24 protein-coding genes are annotated in these 26528 nt (G+C 53.6%); 9 read left to right on the top strand and 15 right to left on the bottom strand.

Annotated elements, in window-relative coordinates:
* Positions 1-68: 68 nt before the first annotated feature.
* The 6 genes from citG to citC are packed head-to-tail and all read right to left on the bottom strand — an operon-like array spanning position 69 to position 5269.
* The gene (gene citG / locus ACLJPQ_RS10860; protein ID WP_001103238.1) at positions 69-977 is read right to left on the bottom strand and encodes a triphosphoribosyl-dephospho-CoA synthase CitG; all 909 of its coding nucleotides are present in this window, start codon (positions 975-977) and stop codon (positions 69-71) included.
* A complete protein-coding gene (gene citX, locus ACLJPQ_RS10855) occupies positions 955-1506 on the bottom strand; it encodes a citrate lyase holo-[acyl-carrier protein] synthase (RefSeq protein ID WP_000679051.1) in 552 nt (183 codons plus the stop codon). Before citX ends, citG begins: the two co-directional genes overlap by 23 nt.
* Positions 1506-3026, bottom strand: a complete 1521-nt coding sequence (gene citF / locus ACLJPQ_RS10850; protein ID WP_000665573.1) for a citrate lyase subunit alpha — start codon at positions 3024-3026, stop codon at positions 1506-1508. Before citF ends, citX begins: the two co-directional genes overlap by 1 nt.
* 10 nt (positions 3027-3036) lie before the next feature.
* Positions 3037-3906: a citrate (pro-3S)-lyase subunit beta gene (gene citE / locus ACLJPQ_RS10845; protein ID WP_080185004.1), complete on the bottom strand. Its 870-nt coding sequence runs from the start codon at positions 3904-3906 to the stop codon at positions 3037-3039.
* Positions 3903-4196, bottom strand: coding sequence for a citrate lyase acyl carrier protein (gene citD, locus ACLJPQ_RS10840; RefSeq protein WP_000691461.1), 294 nt, complete (start codon positions 4194-4196; stop codon positions 3903-3905). Before citD ends, citE begins: the two co-directional genes overlap by 4 nt.
* A gap of 29 nt (positions 4197-4225) precedes the next feature.
* Positions 4226-5269: a [citrate (pro-3S)-lyase] ligase gene (gene citC / locus ACLJPQ_RS10835; RefSeq protein WP_001181445.1), complete on the bottom strand. Its 1044-nt coding sequence runs from the start codon at positions 5267-5269 to the stop codon at positions 4226-4228.
* A gap of 244 nt (positions 5270-5513) precedes the next feature.
* Between citC and citS the strand changes: the two genes are divergently transcribed.
* The 6 genes from citS (at position 5514) to ACLJPQ_RS10805 (ending at position 12808) form a co-directional block, all read left to right on the top strand.
* On the top strand, positions 5514-6854 hold the full coding sequence (citS, locus tag ACLJPQ_RS10830) for a citrate/sodium symporter CitS (RefSeq protein ID WP_000183602.1): 1341 nt from the start codon (positions 5514-5516) through the stop codon (positions 6852-6854).
* A 158-nt stretch (positions 6855-7012) separates the two neighbouring features.
* Positions 7013-7255 carry an oxaloacetate decarboxylase subunit gamma gene (locus ACLJPQ_RS10825; protein ID WP_001537788.1) on the top strand — a complete coding sequence of 81 codons (243 nt, stop codon included), beginning with the start codon at positions 7013-7015 and terminating at the stop codon, positions 7253-7255.
* 15 nt (positions 7256-7270) lie between these two features.
* The gene (oadA, locus tag ACLJPQ_RS10820; protein ID WP_138010016.1) at positions 7271-9049 is read left to right on the top strand and encodes a sodium-extruding oxaloacetate decarboxylase subunit alpha; all 1779 of its coding nucleotides are present in this window, start codon (positions 7271-7273) and stop codon (positions 9047-9049) included.
* A gap of 15 nt (positions 9050-9064) precedes the next feature.
* Positions 9065-10366 (top strand): oxalacetate decarboxylase subunit beta, encoded by a 1302-nt coding sequence (locus ACLJPQ_RS10815; protein WP_080185073.1) that lies wholly within the window; start codon positions 9065-9067, stop codon positions 10364-10366.
* 134 nt (positions 10367-10500) lie between these two features.
* Positions 10501-12120, top strand: a complete 1620-nt coding sequence (locus tag ACLJPQ_RS10810; protein WP_023194337.1) for a sensor histidine kinase — start codon at positions 10501-10503, stop codon at positions 12118-12120.
* A gap of 1 nt (position 12121) precedes the next feature.
* On the top strand, positions 12122-12808 hold the full coding sequence (locus ACLJPQ_RS10805) for a response regulator (protein WP_000377408.1): 687 nt from the start codon (positions 12122-12124) through the stop codon (positions 12806-12808).
* A gap of 21 nt (positions 12809-12829) precedes the next feature.
* Here ACLJPQ_RS10805 and rihC read toward each other — a convergent pair whose 3' ends face one another.
* The 8 genes from rihC to ACLJPQ_RS10765 all read right to left on the bottom strand — a co-directional run bounded on the left by rihC (position 12830) and on the right by ACLJPQ_RS10765 (position 21265).
* Positions 12830-13750, bottom strand: coding sequence for a ribonucleoside hydrolase RihC (rihC, locus tag ACLJPQ_RS10800; protein ID WP_000127275.1), 921 nt, complete (start codon positions 13748-13750; stop codon positions 12830-12832).
* A 15-nt stretch (positions 13751-13765) separates the two neighbouring features.
* Complete coding sequence (locus tag ACLJPQ_RS10795; RefSeq protein ID WP_080185072.1) at positions 13766-14968, bottom strand: XAC2610-related protein; 1203 nt, start codon at positions 14966-14968, stop codon at positions 13766-13768.
* Positions 14969-15167: 199 nt separating this feature from the next.
* On the bottom strand, positions 15168-16118 hold the full coding sequence (gene ispH, locus ACLJPQ_RS10790) for a 4-hydroxy-3-methylbut-2-enyl diphosphate reductase (protein ID WP_001166428.1): 951 nt from the start codon (positions 16116-16118) through the stop codon (positions 15168-15170).
* A gap of 2 nt (positions 16119-16120) precedes the next feature.
* Positions 16121-16570 carry an FKBP-type peptidyl-prolyl cis-trans isomerase gene (gene fkpB, locus ACLJPQ_RS10785; protein WP_000047269.1) on the bottom strand — a complete coding sequence of 150 codons (450 nt, stop codon included), beginning with the start codon at positions 16568-16570 and terminating at the stop codon, positions 16121-16123.
* Between the two features lie 154 nt (positions 16571-16724).
* Positions 16725-17225, bottom strand: coding sequence for a signal peptidase II (lspA, locus tag ACLJPQ_RS10780; protein ID WP_000042739.1), 501 nt, complete (start codon positions 17223-17225; stop codon positions 16725-16727).
* Positions 17225-20059, bottom strand: a complete 2835-nt coding sequence (gene ileS / locus ACLJPQ_RS10775; RefSeq protein WP_001674865.1) for an isoleucine--tRNA ligase — start codon at positions 20057-20059, stop codon at positions 17225-17227. The genes lspA and ileS overlap by 1 nt, the downstream gene beginning before the upstream one ends.
* A gap of 44 nt (positions 20060-20103) precedes the next feature.
* Positions 20104-21042, bottom strand: coding sequence for a bifunctional riboflavin kinase/FAD synthetase (gene ribF / locus ACLJPQ_RS10770; RefSeq protein WP_000767311.1), 939 nt, complete (start codon positions 21040-21042; stop codon positions 20104-20106).
* Between the two features lie 7 nt (positions 21043-21049).
* Positions 21050-21265 carry a DUF2575 family protein gene (locus tag ACLJPQ_RS10765; RefSeq protein ID WP_001726890.1) on the bottom strand — a complete coding sequence of 72 codons (216 nt, stop codon included), beginning with the start codon at positions 21263-21265 and terminating at the stop codon, positions 21050-21052.
* A gap of 105 nt (positions 21266-21370) precedes the next feature.
* Between ACLJPQ_RS10765 and rpsT the strand changes: the two genes are divergently transcribed.
* The 3 genes from rpsT to ACLJPQ_RS10750 all read left to right on the top strand — a co-directional run bounded on the left by rpsT (position 21371) and on the right by ACLJPQ_RS10750 (position 25542).
* Entirely contained in the window at positions 21371-21634 is a 264-nt protein-coding gene (rpsT, locus tag ACLJPQ_RS10760) for a 30S ribosomal protein S20 (RefSeq protein ID WP_001518655.1), read from the top strand.
* A 455-nt stretch (positions 21635-22089) separates the two neighbouring features.
* Complete coding sequence (locus ACLJPQ_RS10755; protein WP_000099989.1) at positions 22090-23463, top strand: MFS transporter; 1374 nt, start codon at positions 22090-22092, stop codon at positions 23461-23463.
* A 39-nt stretch (positions 23464-23502) separates the two neighbouring features.
* Positions 23503-25542 (top strand): TIM-barrel domain-containing protein, encoded by a 2040-nt coding sequence (locus ACLJPQ_RS10750; RefSeq protein ID WP_080185070.1) that lies wholly within the window; start codon positions 23503-23505, stop codon positions 25540-25542.
* A gap of 54 nt (positions 25543-25596) precedes the next feature.
* On the opposite strand, the gene nhaR is transcribed toward ACLJPQ_RS10750, so the two are convergent.
* Positions 25597-26496, bottom strand: a complete 900-nt coding sequence (gene nhaR / locus ACLJPQ_RS10745; protein ID WP_000062872.1) for a transcriptional activator NhaR — start codon at positions 26494-26496, stop codon at positions 25597-25599.
* Positions 26497-26528 lie beyond the last annotated feature (32 nt).

The following is a 26528-nucleotide window of genomic DNA, read 5'->3' as shown; positions in this document are numbered from 1 at the left end:
ATATCAGTAAAAGACATGATTCATCCCGCAGGATGAATCATTGCTGGAGAGAATGAAAGAAGAGAAACTTACTCAGGATAGAGGGAACCGGCAGGAAAATGACTTAAAAACCAGGTCACTGCCAGTAAATCCGCGCTACCGCCAGGGCTTAAGTTACGCAGGATGAGTTCATCATCGAGGGACTGCATCGCTTCAATGCCCCCCTCAACCAATACGCCCCCTTGCCACAACAATTTTTGTGCCTGCTGCTGCACGTAGTAAAGCCCTTCCAGGCCTCCCCGTGACACCAGATTGGTATCATCATTCCACGCCATCAGATGCAACAATGTTTGCAGTAGGGCAAGATGGGTATCGTCATGCTCCTGCACGACCCGGTTAAACACCGGCAAAGCCTGCGTTCTGACGGTTCGAAAACCGCTTTCCGCTTCTCCCCGCGCGCCCGACAGGCCATAACACTGGAAATGGGTTTCACTCTTTGTCAGTTTTCCCGCTTTTTTTGCTGAGAGCTCGTGGGCAACAATATTCCGACTCAGGCGGGCAACCTGGTCGCAGATACGATTTTGCTCCAACGGTTCTCCCCGCGCGAGAAGTCGGCCAATCGCTGCGCTCAGCAGGCCAAAAGCGAAAATCGCCCCGCGATGGGTATTCACACCATTGGTCGCCTGTAGCATATCGTTCTCACAGGCCATCCCCAGCGGACGCAGCATCACCAGGACATTTTCTGCCGCCAGCGCCGCCGTGTTGTTGCCCATGATAAAAAACTTTTCCATCCACGGAGCAATGGCGGTAGTACTACGTTCAAATGCCGCCAGATCCATATCCCTATGCGCTCCCGAATTACGAATATCGACCAGACCGGGTTTTGGTGTCAGCCTGGCTTCCGTCAGCAGCGCTCTTGCAACCAACCCATTAAGTTCGCCAGCCGCCAGCGATGAGTACGCTGGCGTACGCCGTTCAGTCACAACGCTCACGTTCATAGCATTCAATCCTTCGTGCAATTTCATCCAACAAAAGGTCAAGGGTGTGATGCTTGCCCCGGGCACAGAGATGAGCATCCTGCTGGCATATCAAACATGGCCGGGCAGGATACCCGAGTTCACGGCGTGATAGCGACTTACCGTCGCTATCAATAATGTCGATGTCCCAAAGCCGCCCTAACGGATGGCTCATCTCTAGTGTCGACATGTGCTGTTTCAACGCCATTGCCGGCGCACAGACCGCTGCCATCCATTCCGGGCCGCTGCGTTCATTTACCTGCATTTCCCAGACGTTGACCCACTCCTTCTGTTCGCAAAGCGCCAGTATTTCGGCAATTGCGTAATCGGCGACACGCCGCCAGACCGCTGAGTTTTTAACGGCGCCCGGTGCAACCAGCGTGAGGGAAATCAACGGTAGCCGATAGCAGTTCAACGCCTGACGCTGCCTGGCGGCACGTTTATCGCGCGCTTGTAGCATCTCCTCCAGCGTAACTGCCTGGCCCTGGTACAGCAGGTCTGTGCCCTTCATCAGCCTTTAACCTGGCGAATCACGTCAATCACTGAACCGTCGCGATAACGCACCACAGCCACCACCCGATCGGTAAACTCAATCGGCTGCGGTTTGCCCGTCAGTTGCTCGGCGCGCTGTTGCAGTTGTTCGATGGTCATCAGCGCCACGCCCGCAGCACGCAGGTTATCAAGCAGATCCTGACGCGCGGGGTTTACCGCAATACCATGGTCGGTAACCAGCACATCAACGCTTGCCCCTGGCGTGACGGTAGTCAGCACTTTTTCTACCACGCAAGGAATACGCCCGCGCACCAGCGGTGCGGTAATAATGGTGAGATCGGCCCCTGCTGCCGTATCGCTATGGCCGCCCGAGGCGCCACGCAGTACGCCGTTTGAACCGGTCATCACGTTAACGTTGAAATTCACGTCAATTTCCAGTGCGCTCAGCATCACCACATTCAGGCGTTCGCATGCCGCGCCTTTAGAGGCGGGGTTCGCGTATTGATTGGTTGAGATTTCAATATGATGTGGATTCTGCGCCAGCGAACGGGCTGCATCGCCATCGAATGATTGCGTATCCAGCAGCGCTTTGATCAACCCTTTCTCATGCAGATCCACCATGGTGCCGGTGATCCCGCCCAGGCCAAAACTCGCCGTAATGTTGTGGCGACGCATTTTGTCTTCCAGGAAACGGGTGACCGCCAGAGAAGCGCCACCGGTGCCGGTTTGCAGCGAGAAACCATCACAAAAATAACCTGAGTGTTCGATCACATTGGCCGCCTGCCGGGCGATCAACAGTTCACGCGGGTTGCTGGACAGACGAATCGCACCCGCGGTGATTTTTTCCGGATCCCCTACTTCGTCCACCTGTACGATCAAATCAACCTGATCCTGCGCGATACTGGCCGGATAATTGGGGAATTCGACCCACTCTTCAGTCAGGAGCACCACACATTTAGCGTACTGCGCATCAACCTGCGCATACCCCAAAGAGCCGCAGCGTGACTTGCCGCTAAAGCCGTTCGCATTACCAAATTCATCGCAGCACGGCACGCCGAGGAAAGCGACATCAATATTCAGCTCACCGCTCTGAATCAGCTTTACGCGGCCGCCGTGAGAGTGGATCTGTACCGGGTTTTCCATCAGGCCAGCGGAGATCTCTTCCCCTAACTTGCCGCGCAGCCCGGAGGTGTAAATCTGCCGCACCACGCCATTTTTAATGTGTTCGATAAGCGGCCAGTGGGCATCAATTAATGAGCTGGAGGCAAGCGTCAGATCGCGGAATCCCATTTCCGCCAGCTTCGCCATCACCATATTGACGACTTTGTCGCCACCACGAAACGCATGGTGGAAGGATATCGTCATGCCATTTTTAAGCCCGGAACGACGGATAGCCTCTTCAAGCGAGTCACAAATTTTACGCCGACGCTTTTCCGTTTCACTGGCAAGCCACGGGCTGTTCGCTGTTACCCCCTGGTAGGGCTGTAATCCTTCCGGTACGACATATTGCTGGTTGAGCATGGTTACAGTCTCTTTCATGGTTCCTTCCTTAATCACGAATACCGGAAGCCGACAGCACCACCACTTTGCGCGCGTGGTCGATAATCGGGCCGTCAATCATTTTGCCGTTGAGTGAAACGACGCCCAGACCGCGAGACTCAGCCTCTTCAGCGGCGGCAATCACCTCATACGCCTGCTCAACTTCTTTACGTGTCGGAGAATAAGCCTGATGTAACAGCTCAATCTGACGTGGGTTCACTAAGGACTTACCGTTAAAACCAAGCCCTTTCGCCAACTGCACTTCTTTCAGGAAGCCTTCTTCATTATTGATATCCGACCAAACGACATCATAGGCGGCAATACCCGCAACGCGCGCCGCATGCAGCACTGCGCAGCGGGCGTAGAACAGCTCGGTGCCATCGCCCCGGCTGGTGCCCATATCCATCACGTAATCAAATGCCGCCAGCGCAATTGCCACCATGCGCGGGCTGGTGGTGGCGATGTCGACGGCATTGACCACGCCTTTCGCTGATTCGATCGCCGCCATCAGCCTGGTACTGCCGACTTCACGTCCACATTCACGTTCGATCCGTTCAACCTGCGCTTCCAGCTCCAGCACATCGTTTTTGCTGTCGGTTTTCGGCAGACGCACGATATCCGCGCCACCACGCACGACGGCCTCAAGATCGGCCAGACCGAACGGCGTGTTCAGTGGATTAATGCGCACCACTTTTTCAACATCCTGATAGAACGGATGTTGAAGCGCGTGATGAACCAAAAGACGGGCGGTATCTTTCTCACGTAACGCTACGGCGTCTTCTAAGTCGAACATCACCGCGTCCGCACCATAGACAAACGAGGTGCTCAACATGGCCGCATTTGCGCCGGGAATAAACAACATACTGCGACGAGGTCTCATAACGCACTCCATTGAATTTCCGTTTGTTCTGCAGCGCGTAACGCCGCCGCCTGTACTCGGGCGCGTAAAATACACTCCAGCGCGCCTTTGTCATCGACGCTAACCAGCGCGCGTTCAACGCCCAGCTTCGCCAGCGTTTCCCGAACCACCTGCTCAATCGCCGCGCCAAACTGCTGCTTCACCAGACTCTCTAGCTCCAGCCGAATTCCTGGCTCGCTGGATGGACCAATCCTGATCATCACATCGCTGGATTCCAGCGTGCCTGCCAGGGCATCTTTAATGATTTTCATTAGTTATGTTCCTTGTTAACGGTGTTACGTCATATGGTTTCAGTGTGTCTGGCGGCATGCCGCTGCAGATATGCCAGGGTGCCAACAGGCACCAGCGCGCTTATCGCCGGCCAATTACGTTCGCTATACAGTTTTCTGACGCGAGAGGCGGAAATAGCCACGCCGTTTTTCTCCACCCGCGCCAACTCGACGACCTCAATAACCGGGCCGCTACGCTTCGGATCGTGCAAAATGTCGTGCATTCGCTGGTTATAGGCACAGGTCAGCGGACAAAACGGTTCACTGCCGACAAAACGATGGGTAATTCCCAGCGCTGGAGCCAGATGTTCACGGAAGAGTTGCAGATCGATCTGGCAATGGCAGTCGTCCACAACCCCTTTTTCTTTGAGGAAATAGCCGGGGAACGTCGCACGCGAGATCATATAAGCGGAGCCGGAATGCAACGTGACGTTGTCAATGCCCGCGATTCCTTGTTCGATCAGCGCCCAACGGTCGGTATAGGAAAAAAATGAAGCATCTTCTTTGACTACAAACAGATGCAACCAGTCACAGGCCGCAGCCGCTTGCTCCACCAGGTAACGGTGGCCCAAGGTAAACGGATTGGCGTTCATGACGATGGCGCCGATCGTTTTTCCCGGTTGACGATAAAGCGCCAGTTGGCGACAAAAGCGCGCTAACCGTTCACTGCTGTTCTCCATTAACACCGCCAGCTCACCTGCCTGCGCAATGGGCCAAAACCCCGCGCCAGAAAACAGCAACCGATTTTGCGGCTTAGTGAACAGGAAAAGCTCGCTGCGGTTTAACTCGTAGGCCAATGTAAGCAGCTCAGTCAGCAGTTTGAGGCTGAGCCCTTCCCCTTGTAAAACCGGGGAAACGGCGATGCATTTCAGTACGTTCCCGGCCAGCGAGCCGCATCCAACTATCTCACCCTGCCAATATGCGCATACCGCGATTTCACAATCATCTTCCAGGGCGAGTCCCACGCCCTCCAGAAACATGGCGACCGACTCGCGACGCAATACATCCTTTTGCAAATAAATGCGTTTAAATATTAGATTCACTCTATTCTGCATCCGTCAGCAAATAACGTCGCATATTTCGCCAGCGTTTGTATTACTCGTCTGGAATAGACATCACACTTTCCCCCTTGCTTTTATAAGCTTTATGGTTTTTATTTCCTTAATTAACCAGAGTTAATAAAAATAATTAAATTAATTAAAAACACAACCATTCAGTGAAGATAGTCACATCTCACGGTTCATTGAATTTATTAGTATGCGCGGGTCTTGTTACCCATCAATACACAGGAAAATGTTTATGACCAACATGACCCAGGCTTCGGCGACGGAGAAAAAGGGGGCCAGCGATTTACTCAGATTCAAAATCTTTGGTATGCCGCTACCGCTTTATGCCTTTGCATTAATTACTTTATTACTGTCTCATTTCTATAACGCTATACCGACTGACTTAGTCGGTGGTTTTGCTCTTATGTTTGTTATGGGGGCCATTTTTGGTGAAATCGGCAAACGTTTACCGATCTTCAATAAATATATTGGCGGCGCACCGGTTATGATATTTCTGGTTGCAGCTTATTTTGTCTATGCTGGCATATTTACGCAGAAAGAAATTGATGCGATCAGCAACGTAATGGATAAAAGCAACTTCCTTAACCTGTTTATCGCAGTGTTGATCACAGGCGCGATCCTGTCGGTAAACCGTAAGCTGCTATTAAAATCACTGCTGGGCTATATCCCAACCATCCTCGCCGGGATTGTCGGCGCGTCCCTTTTCGGTATCGTCATTGGTTTGTGCTTCGGTATCCCGGTCGACCGTATCATGATGCTGTACGTTCTGCCGATTATGGGCGGTGGTAACGGCGCGGGCGCCGTGCCTCTGTCTGAAATTTATCACTCGGTTACCGGACGTTCTCGCGAAGAGTATTACTCAACGGCTATTGCTATTCTGACCATTGCGAATATCTTCGCCATTATTTTCGCCGCCCTCCTCGATATGATAGGCAAAAAATACACCTGGCTTAGCGGTGAAGGTGAATTGGTTCGTAAGGCTTCCTTCAAAACCGAAGATGATGAAAAGGCCGGTCAGATTACCCATCGTGAAACGGCGGTTGGCATGGTGTTATCCACCACTTGCTTCCTGCTGGCCTATGTTGTTGCCAAGAAAATTCTGCCAAGCATCGGCGGCGTCTCTATTCACTACTTCGCCTGGATGGTTCTGATTGTTGCTGCGCTGAACGCATCAGGTCTTTGCTCTCCGGAGATTAAAGCCGGGGCGAAACGTCTTTCTGACTTCTTCTCTAAACAACTGCTGTGGGTGCTGATGGTCGGTGTGGGCGTTTGCTACACCGATCTGCAAGAGATCATCGATGCCCTGACGTTCGCGAACGTCGTTATCGCCGCGATCATCGTGGTCGGCGCTGTCGTTGGCGCGGCTATCGGGGGCTGGTTGATTGGCTTCTACCCGATTGAATCATCCATTACTGCGGGTCTTTGTATGGCCAACCGCGGCGGCTCCGGCGATCTGGAAGTGCTCTCCGCCTGTAACCGTATGAACCTCATTTCATATGCACAAATTTCCTCTCGTCTGGGCGGCGGTATTGTGCTGGTTATCGCTAGCATCGTGTTCAGCATGATGGTGTAAAAAAACGCACGGCGGTGTCTTGGCAGCAAACGACCTGGAGAAAAGTAGAGGCCAAAGCCAGAGGTGGCCAAGGGAAATCCACTCTACTCCTTAGCCGGATTCACCAGGAAGGTTGTCGTCAAGACCACCGTCGTGCCTCTCATTATGGAAAATGATTCATGAATGAAGCTGTACTACTAGGTGAAGGTTTCACCCTGATGTTTTTAGGGATGGGGTTCGTACTGAGCTTTCTGTTCCTGCTCATCTTTGCCATCCGCGGCATGTCCGCCGTGATTACTCGCTTCTTCCCGGAACCCGTCGCCGCGCCCGCACCGCGCGCCGTTCCCGCCGCGGACGACTTTGCCCGCCTCAAGCCGGTGATTGCCGCCGCTATCCACCACCATCGCCGCCTTAACCCTTAATTCCCGGAGGAATCCATGACCATTGCCATTACCGATGTCGTCCTGCGCGACGCCCACCAGTCCCTTTTCGCCACCCGCCTGCGTCTTGACGATATGCTGCCAATTGCCGCTCAGCTCGACGACGTGGGCTACGGCTCGCTGGAGTGCTGGGGCGGCGCCACCTTTGACGCCTGCATCCGTTTCCTCGGCGAAGACCCGTGGGTCCGCCTGCGCGAGCTCAAAAAAGCCATGCCCAAAACCCCGCTGCAGATGTTGCTGCGCGGCCAGAACCTGCTCGGCTACCGCCACTACGCCGATGATGTGGTGGAACGCTTCGTTGAGCGGGCGGTGAAAAACGGCATGGACGTGTTCCGCGTCTTCGATGCCATGAACGACCCGCGCAATATGAAGGCCGCCCTGCAGGCGGTGCGCAGCCACGGCGCGCACGCCCAGGGCACACTCTCCTACACCACCAGTCCGGCGCACACGTTGCAGACCTGGCTGGATTTAACAGAGCAACTGCTGGAAACCGGCGTTGACTCGATTGCCATCAAGGATATGTCCGGCATTCTTACACCGATGGCGGCGTATGAGCTGGTCAGCGAAATCAAAAAACGTTTTGAGGTGCGCCTGCACCTGCACTGTCACGCCACCACCGGGATGGCGGAGATGGCCCTGCTGAAGGCTATCGAGGCGGGTGTTGACGGCGTGGACACGGCGATTTCCTCCATGAGCGCCACCTACGGCCACCCGGCCACCGAAGCGCTGGTGGCGACGTTGGCAGGTACTGAGCATGACACCGGGCTGGATATCCTGAAGCTGGAGAGCATCGCCGCGTACTTCCGCGAGGTGCGCAAGAAATATCACGCCTTTGAAGGCCAGCTGAAAGGCTATGACAGCCGTATTCTGGTGGCCCAGGTACCGGGCGGAATGCTGACCAACCTCGAAAGCCAGCTGAAGCAGCAGAACGCGGCGGACAGGCTGGACCAAGTGCTGGCGGAAATCCCCCGCGTGCGCGAGGACCTCGGCTTTATCCCGCTGGTGACCCCGACCTCGCAGATTGTCGGCACCCAGGCGGTGCTCAACGTCCTGACCGGCGAGCGCTACAAAACCATTGCCAAAGAAACGGCGGGCATTCTGAAAGGCGAATACGGCCACACCCCGGTGCCGGTGAACGCCGCGTTACAGGCCCGCGTGCTGGAAGGGGCTGAACCGGTGACCTGCCGCCCGGCGGATTTACTGAAGCCGGAACTGGCGCAACTGGAAGCCGACGTCAGGCGCCAGGCGCAGGAGAAGGGCATTACTCTGGCGGGAAACGCCATCGACGACGTGCTCACCGTGGCGCTGTTCCCGCAAATCGGCCTCAAATTCCTTGAGAACCGCAATAACCCGGCGGCGTTTGAGCCGGTGCCGCAGGCGGAAGCCGCGAAACCTGCCGTGAAAGAGGAAAAAACCGCAAAACCCGCCGCTTCCGGTATCTACACCGTGGAAGTGGAAGGCAAAGCCTTTGTGGTGAAGGTCAGCGACGGCGGCGATATCAGCCAGCTCACTGCGGCTGCACCTGCTGCCTCTTCTGCTCCTGCCACCGCCCCGGCAGGCGCCGGCACCCCGGTCACCGCGCCGCTGGCGGGCAACATCTGGAAGGTGATTGCCACCGAGGGCCAGAGCGTGTCGGAAGGCGATGTGCTGCTGATTCTGGAAGCCATGAAGATGGAAACTGAAATCCGCGCCGCGCAGGCCGGGACGGTACGCGGTATCGCGGTGAAGTCCGGGGACGCGGTCTCCGTCGGCGACACCCTGATGACGCTGGCGTAAGGACGAGGAGCGGAAATGGAAAGTCTGAACGCCCTGCTTCAGGGCATGGGGCTGATGCACCTTGGCGCAGGCCAGGCCATCATGCTGCTGGTCAGCCTGCTGCTGCTGTGGCTGGCGATAGCGAAGAAGTTCGAGCCGTTACTGCTGCTGCCAATTGGCTTCGGCGGGCTGCTCTCCAACATCCCGGAAGCGGGTATGGCGCTGACCGCGCTGGAAAGCCTGCTGGCGCACCACGACGCCGGGCAGCTGGCGGTGATTGCCGCGAAGCTGAACTGCGCGCCGGACGTGCATGCCATTAAAGAGGCGTTAGCGCTGGCGCTGCCCTCCGTCCAGAACCAGATGGAAAATCTGGCGGTGGACATGGGCTACACGCCTGGCGTACTGGCGCTGTTCTATAAAGTGGCGATTGGCTCCGGTGTCGCGCCGCTGGTCATCTTTATGGGCGTCGGCGCGATGACCGACTTCGGCCCGCTGCTGGCCAACCCGCGCACCCTGCTGCTCGGCGCGGCGGCGCAGTTCGGCATCTTCGCCACCGTGCTGGGGGCGCTGACGCTGAATTACTTCGGTCTGATTTCCTTCACCCTGCCGCAGGCGGCGGCCATCGGCATCATCGGCGGGGCGGACGGCCCGACGGCGATTTATCTGTCGGGCAAGCTGGCGCCGGAGCTGCTGGGGGCCATCGCGGTGGCGGCGTACTCGTATATGGCGCTGGTGCCGTTAATCCAGCCGCCGATTATGAAAGCGCTGACCACGGAGACGGAGCGGAAAATCCGCATGGTGCAGCTGCGCACGGTGAGTAAGCGGGAAAAAATCCTCTTTCCGGTGGTGCTGCTCATGCTGGTGGCGCTGCTGCTGCCGGACGCCGCGCCGCTGCTGGGGATGTTCTGCTTTGGCAATCTGATGCGCGAAAGCGGCGTGGTGGAGCGTCTGAGCGACACGGTGCAGAACGGGCTGATTAATATCGTGACCATTTTCCTCGGGCTGTCGGTGGGCGCGAAGCTGGTGGCGGACAAGTTCCTGCAGCCGCAGACGCTGGGCATTCTGCTGCTGGGTGTGATTGCGTTCGGTATCGGGACGGCGGCCGGGGTGCTGATGGCGAAGCTGCTGAACCTGTGCAGTAAAAACAAAATCAACCCGCTTATCGGTTCGGCGGGGGTGTCGGCGGTGCCGATGGCGGCACGCGTATCGAACAAAGTGGGGCTGGAGTCGGACGCACAGAACTTCCTGCTGATGCACGCGATGGGCCCGAACGTGGCGGGGGTGATTGGCTCGGCGATAGCCGCCGGGGTGATGCTGAAATACGTGCTGGCGATGTAATAGTGGATGGGATACGCATGTCGTATCCCATTTTCATCCAAATTTTTTCTGAAAGAAAAGTAAGTATGAACTGGTTCAGGTTCCGGTGATGCCGAATGCAAGAAAATACCGTAATTAAATATCTAAATACCAATATGTTTATACGGGAAATTACACGCTGGTTTGCCAGACGCTCGTTTCAAAACCGGATATTTCTACTGATCCTGTTTACATCCACCATCGTGATGCTGGCAATCACCTGGTATCTGACCGATATCACGAAAGAGCGCCTGCATTATCAGGTGGGCCAACGTGCGCTTATTCAGGCAATGCAAATATCCGCTATGCCAGAATTAGTTGAAGCCGTAGAGGCGCATGATTTGTCACGCATCAAAGCGCTGATTGACCCAATGCGCTCGTTTTCGGACGCGACTTACATTACCGTTGGCAACGAAAAAGGTCAGCGACTGTATCACGTCAACCCGGATGAGATCGGCAAATATATGGAGGGCGGTGATAGCGACGACGCGCTGTATAACGCTAAAAGCTACGTATCGGTGCGCAAAGGTTCATTAGGCTCTTCCTTACGTGGTAAATCCCCGATTCAGGACAGTACCGGTAAAGTCATCGGTATTGTTTCCGTCGGCTATACTCTGGAACAGTTGGAGAGCTGGCTTAACTTACAAATCAGCTCGTTGCTGTTCCCGATGGCGTTACTGCTGCTGGTACTGTTGTACTGCGCCCGCCGCTTCTCGCTGCATATTAAAAAGCAGATGCTTAACATGGAGCCGCAGCAGCTTTCACAACTATTAATTCAGCAAAGCGTGTTGTTTGAGTCGGTATTTGAAGGGTTGATCGCCATTGACTCCCATCACCGTATTACCGCCATTAACCAAACGGCTCGCCGCTTACTGAATCTGAGCCAACCAGAGTCTGAACTCATTGGCTATGCAATCCACCATGTCGTGTTGCCGGAGGCCTTCTTTTACGATGCGCCGCAAAAAAACAAAAAAGATGAGATCGTCACCTTTAACCAAATGAAAGTCATCGCCAGTCGCATGGCGGTCATTATTGACAACCAGCCTCAGGGCTGGGTTATTAGCTTTCGCAACAAAGACGATATCAATACACTCAGCCTGCAGTTAAGCCAGGTGCGGCAATACGCCGATAACCTGCGCGCCGTGCAGCATGAGCATCGCAACCTTATTTCCACCATTGCCGGACTGCTGTTCCTGAAGCGCTACGATAATGCGCTGGCGCTGATTCAGCAGCAGTCGGAAAGCCACCAGAAAGTACTCGATTTTATTTCCCATAATTTCCGCGACCACCACCTTGCGGGGCTATTAATCGGTAAATATTATCGGGCAAAAGAGCTGGGGCTGGAGCTGATTTTCGATCCTTCAAGCTTTGTTGAACACCTGCCGTCATCGCTCTCGCATAATGAATGGATTTCGATTGTTGGCAATTTATTGGACAACGCCTATAACGCCACCCTGCTCAATCGCGAAGGCTCGCGACAGATTGAGTGCCTGATCAATAGCGAAGGTAATGAAGTCATTATTGAAGTTGCCGATCAGGGATGTGGTATTGACGAAAATATCCGCCAGCATATTTTCGAGCGTGGAGTGACCACCCACAACAACGGCGATCACGGAATTGGATTATGGTTGGTGCACAGCTACGTCAAGCAGGCCAATGGTGACATTATCGTCGATAACAATAATCCTTTTGGCACCATTTTTACCCTCTATATCCCTTTTACCAGAGAAGAATAACATGGATAGCATTACGACACTCATCGTTGAAGACGAACCGATGCTAGCGGAAATCCTGGTGGACACCATCAAGATTTTTCCCCAGTTTTCAATCGTCGGCATCGCAGACAAACTGGAAAGTGCGAAGAAGCAAATACGCCTCTATCAACCACAGTTAATTCTATTGGATAATTTTTTACCCGATGGCAAAGGGATCGATTTAATTCGTCATACCATCAGCACCAACTACACGGGGCGAATTATTTTCATTACCGCCGACAATCATATGGATACCATCAGCGATGCCTTACGCATGGGCGTATTCGATTATCTGATTAAGCCGGTACATTATCAGCGCCTGCAGCATACCCTGGAGCGGTTCACCCGTTACCGCAGTTCGTTACGTTCCAGTGAGCAGGCAAACCAGACGCACGTTGATGCCTTATTTAATATCCAGGCCAAAGAACAAACCGCAGAACCGAATAGCGGACTGCGGGGAATTGATGAAAACACCTTCAACCGGGTACGACAAATATTCACCGACCCGCAGGCAGTACATACAGCAGACACTCTGGCGCAAATTCTGGGCAGCAGTAAAACCACTGCCCGACGCTATCTGGAACAAGGCGTGAAAAATAACTTTCTCGAAGCGGAGATCAGCTACGGGAAAGTGGGCAGGCCGGAGAGACTCTATCGCGGCAAAGTATGAGATTATGGCGCCAACATGTAATTAAGGCGCACAGGCAAACACCTCAGCCACCCACTGACGAAAACCGTCCACATCCAGCGCCAGCGCCACCTGCGCGTTGGCGGGCTGCCCCAGACGCCCTTCAATATCCACCACCGTGGTACCGGCGGTATATTGCCCCTGCGTTTCCACCGCCACAAAGCAGGGTTTAAGAGTAAATAATTCCGGACGCACCAGCCAGGCGATCGCGCAGAGATCGTGCATCCGGACGCCAGTGCGCATACTACCGCTGCGATAATGGTTGAACAGGCTGTGCAACATCTTACCGGTGCGATTCAGCGCGGGCAGTTTACTCAGAAAATCTGGCGAGAGCATTGCCTGATTCGTGACGTCCAGCCCACACATCACAATCTCCAGACCGCTGCGGAACACCAGCGCCGCGGCCTCCGGATCGACAGCAATGTTAAATTCAGCATTAGGCGTAAAATTGCCGCGCCCTGCGGAACCGCCCATCAACACCAGACGGCGAATGTTACACGCACACTCCGGATAGTGCATCAGTAGCAACGCAATATTGGTCAATGGCCCAATCGCCACTAATGTCATGGGCTCCGGGGCGTTCATCAGCACATCCCGGATAGCGATAAACGCAGGCTTCGCCAACGGTTGGCGCTGATGGTCGACAAAATCATAGCCTTCCATGCCGGATTCGCCGTGGACGTATGCCGCATCGCGTAACGGACGCAGCAGCGGCGTCGCGGCCCCTTGTGCAAGTGGCACATCGGCGTCCCAGAAATGCAGAAGCTGCAACGCATTACGGGTGGTTTTTTCGACCGAAACGTTGCCGGCAACGGTGGTTATTAGTTGCAGATCAAGCTCGGGGGCGAACAGCGCAGCGGCAATCGCAGCCGCGTCATCAATGCCCGGATCGGTATCAAGAATAATGTGTAGGGATGCTGTCATTAACGCTCTCCTGACCTATTGTTTTATATCTTCATACTCAGCGCGACTGATACAGGTATCAGGCACATCGTCATCCGTCACCAGACGCGGACTTAGCTTATTACCTTCGACAAACGGAACTAATGGGCAAAAACGCCCTGGCGATGCTTTGTTTTCCTGCCACTGAATCTCAAGCGATTCGGGCTCAGCGCCGGGTTTTTCTGCCTGAATCACGGTACGAACATTACCGATTAGCCAAAAAGGTTGACACGTCCCATCAAGGCCAAGAGGCGGCGTCAAATGACCATTTTTACGTACTAGCGGATAAATAATACGCCCATCAGCGTAGGAAGGTATCATGTAGCAGTTATACATTTTGCCTTTGCTTATCACAGGCTGAAAGTAGCTTTCACCGCGATCGATCAGTTCAATCGTTTTTCCTTTCCAGCGATACACATTGACGCCATGGCTGCAGCAACCGCCGCGCCAATAGCTGACAATCTGTTTATGTTCAGCATCGATCTCTGGTGAAGTGATTTCCTGATAAGACGCTGGCGCATCAACATAACGCTGTTTGGCGGGGTCATAGAGCCATGTTTGTACTGGAGCATCCGGCCCAGCAAGTAACTCTGTTACAATCGATAGATCCGGGTAGCCATCAAAATTGACATCCCCCCATTGAGGCATAAACGGGCTACAAGTGCCCACCGAGGCGGTATCTAAGGTCTGTATGAGTTTACCATCACGGTATAATTTTATCGCCGAAATGGCCGGCGTATTGCCGCAATCAATCTCTTTGGAAGGGTCGTAACCCCCTGCATCATTCGTGTTCGTGACCAGCACAATATCAGGGGAGTTTTTAGGTTTGTAATAGATAAGGGCAACAGGAAAATGTCGTTTTTTATCTGCAGACGTCCATTCGCCTTTAATCTCACTGCTGGAGATTTCCGCATTCCAGTAACCCGAAAGCGCCTTTACGCGTTCTTCAAGATGCACCTCTTTATCCTGGAGTGAGCCGCGTAGAACAATCACTGCCTTGTGCTGATTGCAAGGTTCATAGCAGTAATACCCATTAAGAGAGTTACCAAATCGCGTGATATTAACGTTTACCGGTTTCCCCGCGATAGTCCCGGTATAGTTTCGCTCCCAGGCAGGTAGCTCCAGCACCGTGGCGCTTGTTGCGTCCATCCAAAAGCCGATGGCGAGTAACGTTGGCAATCCATATTTTATTTTGCCCATTTCCCTTATCCCTGTAGGCATTACAACCAAAAAACCAGCAACGATTGTGCTGGTTTTTCAGATGAATAGCAAAAAGGTGGGGCATTAGCAACGGATGACGACTACGCCTTATTCTTCCTGTCGCACATTGAATATCAAAAGAAATTCTTAAGATCTGGTCAACGTAGCGTCATCGGGCAGATTTCTGAATTATGAAATCTTATTCGACCTCACGAACATCCACACGCAGCTCTTTCGGCACTTCGAAAACAATATTTTCTTCGCGCCCCTCAAGCGTGACAGCTTCGCCGCCGCCAAACTCGCGCAGACGCGCAATAACATTCTGCACCAGAATATCCGGCGCGGAAGCGCCAGCGGTGACGCCGACGCAGGCGGCTTCTTTCACCCACGCCTCCTGGATATCCGCCGCATCGTCGATAAGAAACGCGGTTCTTCCCATCCGTTGGGCCAGTTCCGCCAATCGGTTAGAGTTAGAAGAGTTTTTCGAGCCGACCACCAGCACCACGTCAGCCTGCTCCGCCAGCGCCCGCACCGCTTCCTGACGATTAGTAGTGGCATAGCAAATATCGTCTTTGCGCGGGCCGACGATTTTCGGAAAGCGTTTACGCAGCGCATCAATCACATCGGACGTATCGTCCACGGAAAGCGTGGTTTGCGTCATGAAGGAGAGCTTGCCTTCATTTTTGACATTCAGCGTCCAGACGTCCTCTGGCGACTCAACCAGGTACATCCCCCCTTCCGGGTTGCTGTACTGACCCATGGTGCCTTCCACTTCCGGGTGCCCGGCGTGGCCGATGAGAATAGATTCCTCACCGCGACGGCTGGCGCGCGCCACTTCCATATGGACTTTCGTCACCAGCGGGCAGGTGGCGTCAAAAACGGTAAGATCGCGGCTTTTCGCCTCGTTACGCACCGCCTGGGAAACCCCATGAGCGGAGAAAATCAGAATGGCGCCATCCGGCACTTCGCTAATTTGCTCTATAAAGATCGCCCCGCGCTGGCGCAGGCTGTCCACTACATAGCGGTTATGCACGACTTCGTGCCGAACGTAAATTGGCGCGCCGTAAATGGCGAGCGCATTTTCAACAATGCTGATAGCGCGGTCTACCCCGGCGCAAAAACCGCGTGGGTTGGCCAACAGGATCTGCATGTTTATGCCTCCAGCGCCGGATCGATTTCCAGCACTTCAATATCAAAGTGAACGGTATGCCCGGCCAGCGGATGGTTAAAATCAACGGTAATCGAGTCGCCGTTGATTTCGCGAATCACGCCAGGCATTTCGCTGCCATCCATTGCGGTAAAAAGCATAATCGCCCCGACTTCCGGTTCGCCCGCCGCCATAAACTCACGGCGCGAGAAATACTGGATCAAGTCCGGACTGGGGACGCCAAACGCGGCGTCAGGCTCCAGCGAAAACGCTTTCTTTTCCCCTTCTTTCAACCCCAGAAGCTGCTGCTCCAGACCTTCGGAAAGCGAGGTATCGCCAAGACGGAACAGGGCTGGCTTGCCGTTATTGCGGGTAGATTCCGCCGTTGAGCCATCATCCAGTTTCAGGGTGAAGTGAACGAGGATCGCGCTGTTGCTCTGTACGGATTTAGACATGCAAATTGCTCACGTGTTTTGCCCGGAGGCACAAAGAACGATAAAACCGTAGGCCGGATAAGGCGTTTTCACCGCCATCCGGCACCACGTTTGCCTGATGGCGCTGCGCTTATCAGGCCTACAAAACCGGATAAGCGCCACCCGGTATTTACGCTTATGCCTGTTCTTTCGCTGTCGGCTTCGGCAAAAAGCCTTCCAGTACAATCAGCGCCGCGCCGATACAGATCGCGCTATCGGCAAGGTTGAACGTCGCGAAATGCCAGTTGCCGACGTAAAAATCGATCATATCGACAACAAAGCCGTGCCACAGGCGGTCGAACAGGTTACCCAGCGCGCCGCCGATGATTAACGCATAAGCGATGTTATTCAGCTTCTGCGTCGCTTTCGAGCGATACATCATCACCAAAAGAATTACGCAGATCCCTATCGCAATCCCGGCAAAGAACCAGCGCTGCCAGCCGCCGCTATCCGCCAGGAAGCTAAAAGCCGCGCCGTAGTTACGCGCATAATGCAGATTAAGCGACGGGAACAGCCCTACCGTATCCCCCAGAGCGAAATTCTGGAGGATCAGGTATTTGCTGCCCAAATCGATAATCAGCACGACTACTACCAGCCATAGCCAGCGTAGTCCTGTTGAACAGAGTGGTTTACTCATCAGGCAAATTTACGTTGTTCGCCATTACCGGCGATGTTGCTGACACAGCGTCCGCAGATATCTGCATGTTCCGCCACCTTGCCGACATCAGTAGTGTAGTGCCAGCAGCGCGGACACTTATCACCCTCGGCACGCGTTACCACTGCCTGAACTGTCGTATTACCAGCATTGTACTGAATATTTTCATCATCAATACCCCCCGCTTGCTCAGAAATCACGAACTGGGAAGTAATGAAGATAAATCTGACCTCTTCACCCAACAGTTTCAGCTTCTTGATCGTACCGTTAGCATCGTCAGCATATTTCAGCGTCACTTTTGCTTCCAGGTTCGATTTGATGCCATTGGCTTTCTGATTTTCCAGCTCTTTGTTGACCTGGTCCTTGATATAGCGGACATCGTCCCAGAATGCGTCATTAAATTCTTCATTCTCTTCCAGGCCAAACAACCCGTCGTACCATTCGCCGGTGAAGACATATTTTTCACGCTCGCCCGGCAGGTAGCCCCAGATTTCATCAGCCGTGAAGGACATGATCGGCGCCATCCAGCGAACCAGCGCCTCTGCGATATGATACAGCGCAGTCTGGCAGCTACGACGCGCGACGCTATCGGCCTTCGCGGTGTACTGGCGGTCTTTGATGATGTCGAGGTAGAACGAACCCATTTCAACGGAGCAGAAGCGCATCAGGCGCTGTACCACCTCATGGAAGTCGTAAGCTTCGTATGCCTTCAGAATCTCTTGCTGCGCCGTTTTCGCGCAGCCCACCGCCCACCTGTCCAGCACCACCATCTCTTCCGGTTTGACCATATCGGTGGCCGGATTGAAGCCATTGAGGTTCGCCAGCAGGAAGCGCGCGGTATTACGGATACGACGATAGCTGTCGGCAGCACGTTTGAGGATCTCGTCAGAGACCGCCATTTCGCCGGTATAGTCAGTAGACGCTACCCACAGACGCAGGATATCCGCGCCCAGTTTATTCATCACATCCTGCGGCGACACGGTGTTACCGATGGATTTGGACATCTTGCGCCCCTGACCATCGACGGTGAAGCCGTGAGTCAGTACCTGGCGGTATGGCGCTTTGCCTTTCATCGCCACGCTAATCATCAGGGAGGACATAAACCAGCCGCGATGCTGGTCAGAGCCTTCCAGATACATATCGGCCGCATGACCGGCGAATTCCGGACGTGCGTCAACCACGGAGTAACTGGTGGAACCGGAATCAAACCAAACGTCCAACGTATCCGGAACTTTCTCGTATTGATCGGCATCTTCGCCGAGGATCTCTTTCGGGTCGAGATCCCACCACGCCTGGATACCGTCAACTTCGACGCGTTTCGCTACCTCTTCCATCGCCGCCAGAGTACGCTCAATCGGCAGCAGCTCCTGCGTTTCTTTATGCACGAACAGCGACATCGGTACGCCCCAGGTACGCTGACGTGAGATACACCAGTCAGGACGGTTAGCGACCATTGATTCAATACGCGCCTGACCCCAGTCCGGGATCCACTGAACGCCTTTGATCTCTTTCAGGGACTGTTGACGAAGCCCTTCTTTATCCATGCTGACGAACCACTGCGGGGTCGCGCGGAAAATGATCGGCGTTTTGTGACGCCAACAGCACGGATAGCTGTGCTGCATTTTTTCGACATGCAGTAGCGCGCCTTTTTCTTTCAGCAGTTCAATAACGATATCGTTCGCTTTGAAGACGTTAACACCGTCAAGCGTTGGATATGTGCCTGGCAGGTAAGCGCCGTCCGGCCCAACCGGGTTAGCGGTTTCCAGGCCATACTTTTGACCGATCACGTAGTCATCCGGGCCGTGACCAGGGGCGGTATGTACCGCGCCGGTACCGGCGTCCAGGGTGACGTGATCGCCGAGGATCGCCGGCACGTCAAAGCCCATAAACGGATGGGTAAAGCGCAGCAGTTCCAGCTCCGCGCCTTTAACGGTGCCGAGAATGGTGTATTCAGCCGCGCCAATACGCTGCATGACGCTTTCAACCAGATCTTTCGCCAGAATCACCGCCTGGCCGTCAATCTGCACCAGCGCATAATCAAAGTCCGGCGCCAGGGAGATGGCGCGGTTAGCCGGTAGTGTCCACGGCGTGGTGGTCCAGATAACCAGCGACACAGGGCCGCTCACGCCCGGCAAACCAAACTTCGCTTTCACCGCATCCTGATCGACGGCGCGGAACGCCACGTCGATAGACGGCGACGTTTTGTCGTAATATTCAACTTCCGCTTCCGCCAGCGCGGAACGGCAGTCAACGCACCAGTGCACCGGCTTAGCGCCTTTGTGCAGATGACCGTTTTTGATAATTCTGCCCAGCGCACGGATGATGTTGGCTTCGGTTTTGAAGTCCATGGTCAGGTACGGATGCGACCAGTCGCCCAACACGCCCAGACGAATGAAGTCTTTACGCTGGCCGTCAACCTGCGTAGCGGCATATTCGCGGCACTTAGCGCGGAATTCAGCGGCGGTGAATTTCTCGCCCGGCTTACCGAACTCCTGCTCGACTTTCAGCTCGATAGGCAGACCGTGACAGTCCCAGCCCGGCACGTAAGGCGAGTCAAATCCCGACAGTCCTTTGGACTTCACGATAATGTCTTTCAGAATCTTGTTAACTGAGTGACCAATATGAATGCTGCCATTCGCATATGGAGGGCCATCATGCAGAATGAAGGTTTTTTTGCCTTTTTTGGCCGCACGAATGATGCCGTACAGATCATCATCGGTCCAACGCGCCAGCATTCCCGGTTCACGCTTGGCGAGGTCGCCGCGCATCGGGAACCCTGTTTCCGGCAAATTCAGGGTCGATTTATAGTCACTCATCAGATTCTCGGTTCCGTATTTCGGTTTGATAAACACCGTCAGGGTTACACCTGCCCGGCTAGCCCAAAAAACTTGCGGGCCGTTAACTCATCGCGTGCGATTTGCGCTTTTAGCTCATCAAGCGACGCAAATCGCTGCTCATTACGTATCTTTTTACGCAGTATTACATCTATATGGCGACCGTAGAGGTCCATTACAACGTCCAGCAGATGCACTTCCAGTTGTTGACGCACGCCAGCCACCGTTGGACGAGTGCCAATGTTCGCTACGCCGGGTAACGGCTTATCGCCAAGCCCGGTGACTTCCACCGCATAGACCCCTTTGACCGGGGAGACCTGACGGCGCAGCGGTAAGTTCGCCGTCGGGAAGCCAATGGTACGTCCCAGCTCGTCGCCATGAACGACACGCCCGGAAATAGTAAAGGGATGTCCCAGCAGGCTTTCGGCAAGCGCCAGGTTATCCTCCGCCAGCGCCTGTCTCACTGCGGTACTACTGATACGCACGCCGCCTTCACAAAAGGTTTGGGTGCTGGAAACCGCAAAACCATACTCCGCCCCCGCCTTCTGTAATAACAAGAAATCGCCCGCGCGGCTAGCACCAAAGCGGAAATCATCGCCGACGGCAAGAAATTGCACGCCAAGACGCTCCACCAGCAGTTCGCTGATAAACGTTTGCGCCGTCAAAGCGGCAAAGCGGCGATCGAATTTCACGCACAGCACATAGTCCACGCCGCACTGCGCAAGGTAATGCAGTTTTTCACGCAGGCGCGTCAGGCGAGCGGGCGCTTTATCCGTCGCGAACAGCTCCAGCGGCTGCGGTTCGAAAATCATGACCACCACCGGCAGACCGCGTCTGCGTCCTTCTTCCTGCAAACCCTGCAGTAGAGCGCGATGCCCCCGATGTACGCCGTCGAAATTACCAATGGTCAGCACACACCCATGCGGGGCCTGACTGAGATTATGTATGCCGCGTATCAGCTTCATGTCTGACTCAAAACAGTGAAAATCGCAAGAGTATACCTTGTACAGCGGTCAAGGTTAACCGACTATTGCCCTGATGAAACATAAAGAAGATGCTTTTCATCGCCATGCGGCAAACTCCGCCCCAAAACCCGCCGCTTAATGCAATTTTTCTCATGGAAAGGCTGTATTCACAGCACGCAAGCTGGTAGAATCCTGCGCCATCACTACGCAACGAGTGCTGCAATTTAAACGGCGCTTATTTGCACAAATCCATTGACAAAAGAAGGCTAAAAGGGCATATTCCTCGGCCTTTGAATTGTCCATATAGAACACATTTGGGAGTTGGACCTTGGCTAATATCAAATCAGCTAAGAAGCGCGCCGTTCAGTCTGAAAAGGCTCGTAAGCACAACGCAAGCCGTCGCTCTATGATGCGTACTTTCATCAAGAAAGTATACGCAGCTATCGAAGCTGGCGACAAAGCTGCTGCACTGAAAGCATTTAACGAAATGCAACCGATCGTGGACCGTCAGGCTGCTAAAGGTCTGATCCACAAAAACAAAGCTGCACGTCATAAAGCTAACCTGACTGCACAGATCAACAAACTGGCTTAATCGCCTGCTTGTTATCAGCTTTGTAAAAAAACCCGCGTAAAGCGGGTTTTTTTATGCCTGCTATCTGCCGTTTTGCTCGACAACCGCTGGCTCTGACCTCACTCGTTCACGCTCTTCCTGACCAGCCTATTTTTTCAGCTACCCCTCCCTCAGTCACGTAATACTTGAAAGTTATTTTCTTTCACTGTTTTCCTTTTCTTATTTCATTACTGAAAAAACTGTGACCACCTTAGCAAATAAAAACATCGCTCATTCAAAAACTAATAAACGCAATCCTGATGTAAGATTTAATAATTGATTGATGCCGTCGGGTTAACTACTTTTCATGTACACCTTACTTACTCATTTTAATCTGAGGTTAAATTCAAAAACGACATAAAAATAATATTCAAAACTTGCTTAGAAAGTAGAGGTTGTTTTTCTGGGCGTATCGTACCAATATCGGAGTTATCATTATGAGTTCTGTCATTGAGGATACCCAGCCTTCCGGGTCAGCATCATTGTCTTTACTACAGCGTATTAGCTACGGCTCTTTGGATGTGGCGGGTAATCTGCTGTACTGCTTCGGTTCAACGTACATTTTATATTTCTACACAGACGTTGCGGGCATTAGCCTTGCCGTAGCAGGCGTTATCCTGCTGCTGGCGCGTATTATCGATGGCATAGACGCCCCCATATGGGGGATCATCATCGATAAAACGCGTTCACGCTACGGTAAATGTCGTCCCTGGTTTTTATGGTTACCGCTGCCTTTTGCGGTATTCAGCGCGCTGTCATTTTGGTCTCCTGATATCAGTATGACAGGAAAAGCCATCTATGCAGCAATATCTTATATGATTGCCAGCATTCTATTTACCGGACTTAATACACCACTCAGTGCAATATTACCCCTGATGACCTTATCTCCCAAGGAAAGACTGGTTTTAAATTCCTGGCGAATGACCGGTGGGCAAATTGGGGTTTTATTAATGAACGCGACCGCCTTGCCGTTAGTCGCTTTTTTAGGTAACGGTGATGATCACGCTGGTTTTATTTATACGGCAATTACGTTTGCCATTATATCCTGCGCGCTAACGCTCTTTGCGTTTAAAAACATTCGTGAAATGGATACGGATAAAATACAGCATGAACCTAAGTTGCCGATGAAAAAAAGTTTCGCGGCGATGAAAGGTAACTGGCCGTGGATCCTGATGGTGCTGGCTAATCTGATCTTCTGGATTGCCCTACAGCAGCGCAACACGACCATTGTCTATTATCTGACCTACAACCTCGACCGTAAAGATCTGGTACCGCTGATTAACAGCCTGGCGACGATTCAGATCCTGTTTATCATCGCTATCCCCTTCTTTAGCAAATACCTGGCTAAAACCTGGATATGGGTAGGCGGTCTGCTGGTCGCCACGTTTGGCGGCGTCATGATGTGGCTGGCAGCGGACAACATTACTTTCCTCATCGCCGCCTGGATACTCGGCAATATCGGCAGCGGTATCGCCTGCTCAATGCCGTTTGCCATGCTGGGCTTCGCCGTCGATTTCGGCGCCTGGAAGACCGGTATTAAGGCTACCGGCATTCTTATCGCCTTCGGCAGCACCTTCTGCATCAAGATGGGTAGTGGCCTCGGCACCGCTTTCGCCGCCTGGATCATGAACAGTTTTGGCTATGTCCCCAACCATGCCCAGAGTGCTGCGGGTCTGGAGGGCATTATCTGGGCCTTTATCTGGGCACCCGCCCTACTCTTCGCGCTCGCAGCGATCCCACTACTTTTCTTTCGCAAATACGAAGCGATGGAAGAGAAGATTCGCCACGATCTGGAAACCGTCAACTCATAACGTTCTTTACCTTCACCCTCGAATATGGGAGGCACCACCATGCCATTTATGCAACAAGACCCGCGTCGTCTGGTCTGGCAGCAAAACGATCGCTATTTATGGATTGAACCCTGGGGCGAGAACAGCCTGCGCGTACGCAGCGGCCGTCATCTGCCGGTAATGAGAAATGAAGACTGGGCATTGACTGAGCCAGTCGCAGAAAGCCAGTGCCACATTGATTATGAGCACCACCAGGCAACGCTGACCAACGGCAAAATTATCGCTATCGTCAATCAAAAAGGACAGGTTACCTTTTACCGCCATCCACACAAACCCCTGTTGCAGGAGTTCTGGCGCCTGCGGGGCGAAATTGGCGAGGATGAATCATCTCACGGCCAGTACGTCAGCGCACTCAACCTTGAGGGACGCGAGTTCCGCCCTATTCAGGGTGGGAAATATTCACTGAAAGCCCGCTTCGAGGCCACCGAAGGGGAAAAAATTTATGGTATGGGGCAGTATCAACAGGCCAACCTGGATCTCAAAGGATGCGTGCTTGAGCTGGCGCAACGTAACTCCCAGGCCTCAGTACCGTTTATGCTCTCCAGTCTGGGCTACGGATTTTTATGGAACAACCCGGCAGTCGGACGCGTAACCTTTGCCCAAAACGTTACCGAATGGGAAGCGCAGGTCAGCGAACAGCTGGACTACTGGATCACGGCTGGCGATACCCCGGCAGAAATTAGCCGGGCTTATGCGCTGGCTACCGGCACGCCGCCGATGATGCCGGACTACGCCATGGGCTTCTGGCAGTGCAAACTCCGTTATCGTACGCAGGAAGAGCTGCTGGAGGTCGCCCGCGAATATAAGCGCCGCAATCTGCCTATCTCAGTGATCGTAATCGACTTCTTTCACTGGCCGAATCAGGGTGACTGGATGTTCGATGCGCGCGACTGGCCCGATCCTGATGCCATGATTGCCGAGCTGAAATCGCTGGGAATTGAGCTGATGGTCTCCGTCTGGCCGACGGTGGATAACCGTACCGAAAGCTATCGGGAGATGCGCGAAAACGGCTGGCTGGTACAAACGGAACGTGGCTTGCCGATCAATATGGATTTCCTCGGCAATACCACTTACTTTGATGCGACTCATCCGGGCGCGCGCGACTACGTCTGGGGCAAAGCCAAACGCAACTATTACGATAAAGGCGTGAAGTTATTCTGGTTAGATGAAGCCGAACCTGAGTTCAGCGTTTACGACTACGACAACTATCGCTACCATGCAGGGCCGGTACTGGAAGTGGGCAATATCTACCCACGTATGTACGCTAAAACCTTTTTTGACGGCATGAAAGCCGATGGCGAAGACCAGGTTATCAACCTGCTACGCTGCGCCTGGGCCGGCAGTCAGAAGTTCGGCGCACTGGTCTGGTCAGGGGATATTCACTCCTCGTTTAGATCGCTACGCAACCAGTTTGCCGCCGGACTCAATATGGGAATCGCGGGGATACCGTGGTGGACGACGGATATCGGCGGTTTTCATGGCGGTAATATTCACGACCCGAAATTCCATGAATTGCTGATTCGCTGGTTCCAGTGGGGCGTCTTTAGCCCGGTGATGCGTCTGCACGGCAACCGCGATCCGCAGATTTTACCCGCACAACCATACCGGGATGGTATCGCCCAGTGCCCTACAGGTGCGCCGAACGAGGTCTGGAGCTACGGTGAGGAAGTATGCGAGGTACTGACAGGTTGCCTGGCGTTGCGAGAAAAACTCAAGCCCTATATCAAAGCGCTGATGGAGGAAACCCATAAGCACAATACGCCAGTGATGCGCCCCCTGTTCTTTGAATTCCCCGAACAGGAAACAAGTTGGGCAATCACCGACCAGTATTGTTTTGGTCCTGACCTGCTGATCGCCCCCGTCATGCATGAAGGTATGCGCGAACGTAATGTCTGGCTACCAGAAGGGGAAACATGGACGGATCTTGCGACCGGTGAAAGCTATTCAGGAGGGCAGACGCTGCAGTACGCTACGCCACTGAACAGAATTCCGGTGTTTATCCGCGAAGGTGGGCAGTACCGTAGCCTACTGAACTTGTAGAATGATTCCGGCTGCGGGCTAGTTCCGCAGCCGGAAGTATTACGGTAGGTACGTCTACTGTAGTTTAAACAATGCCGAGTAATCCGCATTGCAAATACGCTGCACCGCCGGATGCTGGATCATTCTCTCGGCAAAAATCGCATGATATTCTTCCATGACATTCTCCACGCGCCCAATCTCTATTACCGACTCATCGGCATAAAAATCCAGCGAATAAAGGCTCGGCGCCACAAAAATCGCATCGTGCGTCGCGCCAAACGCCTTCATTAAGGCCGCGTCATCAAATTCACCGAGGATCTCAACCTGCAACCCCTGCGAATTAAACCAGTTCAACAATTTACGCCCCAGCATTGAGCGCCGTCCCGGCACCAGCAACCGTCGCTCTTCCAGGCAGGCAGGGAACGCTTTTTCAGGAAGCGGATTCGTACACCAGAAACTGACGCTGCATTCGCCGATTTTGACTGAGAATAGCCCCTCCTGCTGCGTGGAATCTATCGGGCAGTCGGAGATAATCATATCCAGCTTGTGCTGGCTGAGCTGTTCGAGCAACATTTCGTGCGTCGACTCGAAGCAACGCAGATGTATGGGTTCGTCTACCACCACCGCCGCATCCAGAACGCTGCTGACCAGACGCTTGGATAAAGCATCGGCGACGCCGACATCAAACAACAGGTTTGATTCTTTGCGGTAATTGACGATATCCAGCATCTCCTGGCTTAGCGTAAACATTTTGTCCGCATAGCGAAAAACCAGCTCGCCCAGTTCGCTGGGTTCAAGACCGCGTCCCTTACGTTTAAATAGCTTCCCCTGTAAACGCTCTTCCAGGGCTTTAATTTGACCAGTAATGGTTTGCGGCGTCAGAAAAAGCGCCTCTGCGGCACCCACGACAGAACCTTCTTTATAGACATGCCAGAAGTAATAAAGATGGTTGTAGTTAATATGAGACATGCTCATTCCTCTCCCTGTTCAATGTCGCAAGGGAGCGA

Source organism: Salmonella sp. SAL04213 (assembly GCF_046550535.1).
Lineage (GTDB): Bacteria > Pseudomonadota > Gammaproteobacteria > Enterobacterales > Enterobacteriaceae > Salmonella > Salmonella enterica.
Note: the sequence above shows the minus strand (reverse complement) of the source record. Positions and strands in the feature narration are given on the sequence as shown.

Coding starts and splice junctions, on each gene's coding strand:
- nhaR (WP_000062872.1), bottom strand. CDS start 26,496: ATGAGCATGTCTCATATTAACTACAACCATCTTTATTACTTCTGGCAT.
- citC (WP_001181445.1), bottom strand. CDS start 5,269: ATGCAGAATAGAGTGAATCTAATATTTAAACGCATTTATTTGCAAAAG.
- ACLJPQ_RS10810 (WP_023194337.1), top strand. CDS start 10,501: ATGTTTATACGGGAAATTACACGCTGGTTTGCCAGACGCTCGTTTCAA.
- ribF (WP_000767311.1), bottom strand. CDS start 21,042: ATGAAGCTGATACGCGGCATACATAATCTCAGTCAGGCCCCGCATGGG.
- ACLJPQ_RS10805 (WP_000377408.1), top strand. CDS start 12,122: ATGGATAGCATTACGACACTCATCGTTGAAGACGAACCGATGCTAGCG.
- lspA (WP_000042739.1), bottom strand. CDS start 17,225: ATGAGTAAACCACTCTGTTCAACAGGACTACGCTGGCTATGGCTGGTA.
- rihC (WP_000127275.1), bottom strand. CDS start 13,750: ATGACAGCATCCCTACACATTATTCTTGATACCGATCCGGGCATTGAT.
- ACLJPQ_RS10815 (WP_080185073.1), top strand. CDS start 9,065: ATGGAAAGTCTGAACGCCCTGCTTCAGGGCATGGGGCTGATGCACCTT.
- citD (WP_000691461.1), bottom strand. CDS start 4,196: ATGAAAATCATTAAAGATGCCCTGGCAGGCACGCTGGAATCCAGCGAT.
- citF (WP_000665573.1), bottom strand. CDS start 3,026: ATGAAAGAGACTGTAACCATGCTCAACCAGCAATATGTCGTACCGGAA.
- citG (WP_001103238.1), bottom strand. CDS start 977: ATGAACGTGAGCGTTGTGACTGAACGGCGTACGCCAGCGTACTCATCG.
- ispH (WP_001166428.1), bottom strand. CDS start 16,118: ATGCAGATCCTGTTGGCCAACCCACGCGGTTTTTGCGCCGGGGTAGAC.
- oadA (WP_138010016.1), top strand. CDS start 7,271: ATGACCATTGCCATTACCGATGTCGTCCTGCGCGACGCCCACCAGTCC.
- citE (WP_080185004.1), bottom strand. CDS start 3,906: ATGAGACCTCGTCGCAGTATGTTGTTTATTCCCGGCGCAAATGCGGCC.
- ileS (WP_001674865.1), bottom strand. CDS start 20,059: ATGAGTGACTATAAATCGACCCTGAATTTGCCGGAAACAGGGTTCCCG.
- ACLJPQ_RS10750 (WP_080185070.1), top strand. CDS start 23,503: ATGCCATTTATGCAACAAGACCCGCGTCGTCTGGTCTGGCAGCAAAAC.
- citX (WP_000679051.1), bottom strand. CDS start 1,506: ATGAAGGGCACAGACCTGCTGTACCAGGGCCAGGCAGTTACGCTGGAG.
- ACLJPQ_RS10795 (WP_080185072.1), bottom strand. CDS start 14,968: ATGGGCAAAATAAAATATGGATTGCCAACGTTACTCGCCATCGGCTTT.
- ACLJPQ_RS10825 (WP_001537788.1), top strand. CDS start 7,013: ATGAATGAAGCTGTACTACTAGGTGAAGGTTTCACCCTGATGTTTTTA.
- ACLJPQ_RS10755 (WP_000099989.1), top strand. CDS start 22,090: ATGAGTTCTGTCATTGAGGATACCCAGCCTTCCGGGTCAGCATCATTG.
- fkpB (WP_000047269.1), bottom strand. CDS start 16,570: ATGTCTAAATCCGTACAGAGCAACAGCGCGATCCTCGTTCACTTCACC.
- citS (WP_000183602.1), top strand. CDS start 5,514: ATGACCAACATGACCCAGGCTTCGGCGACGGAGAAAAAGGGGGCCAGC.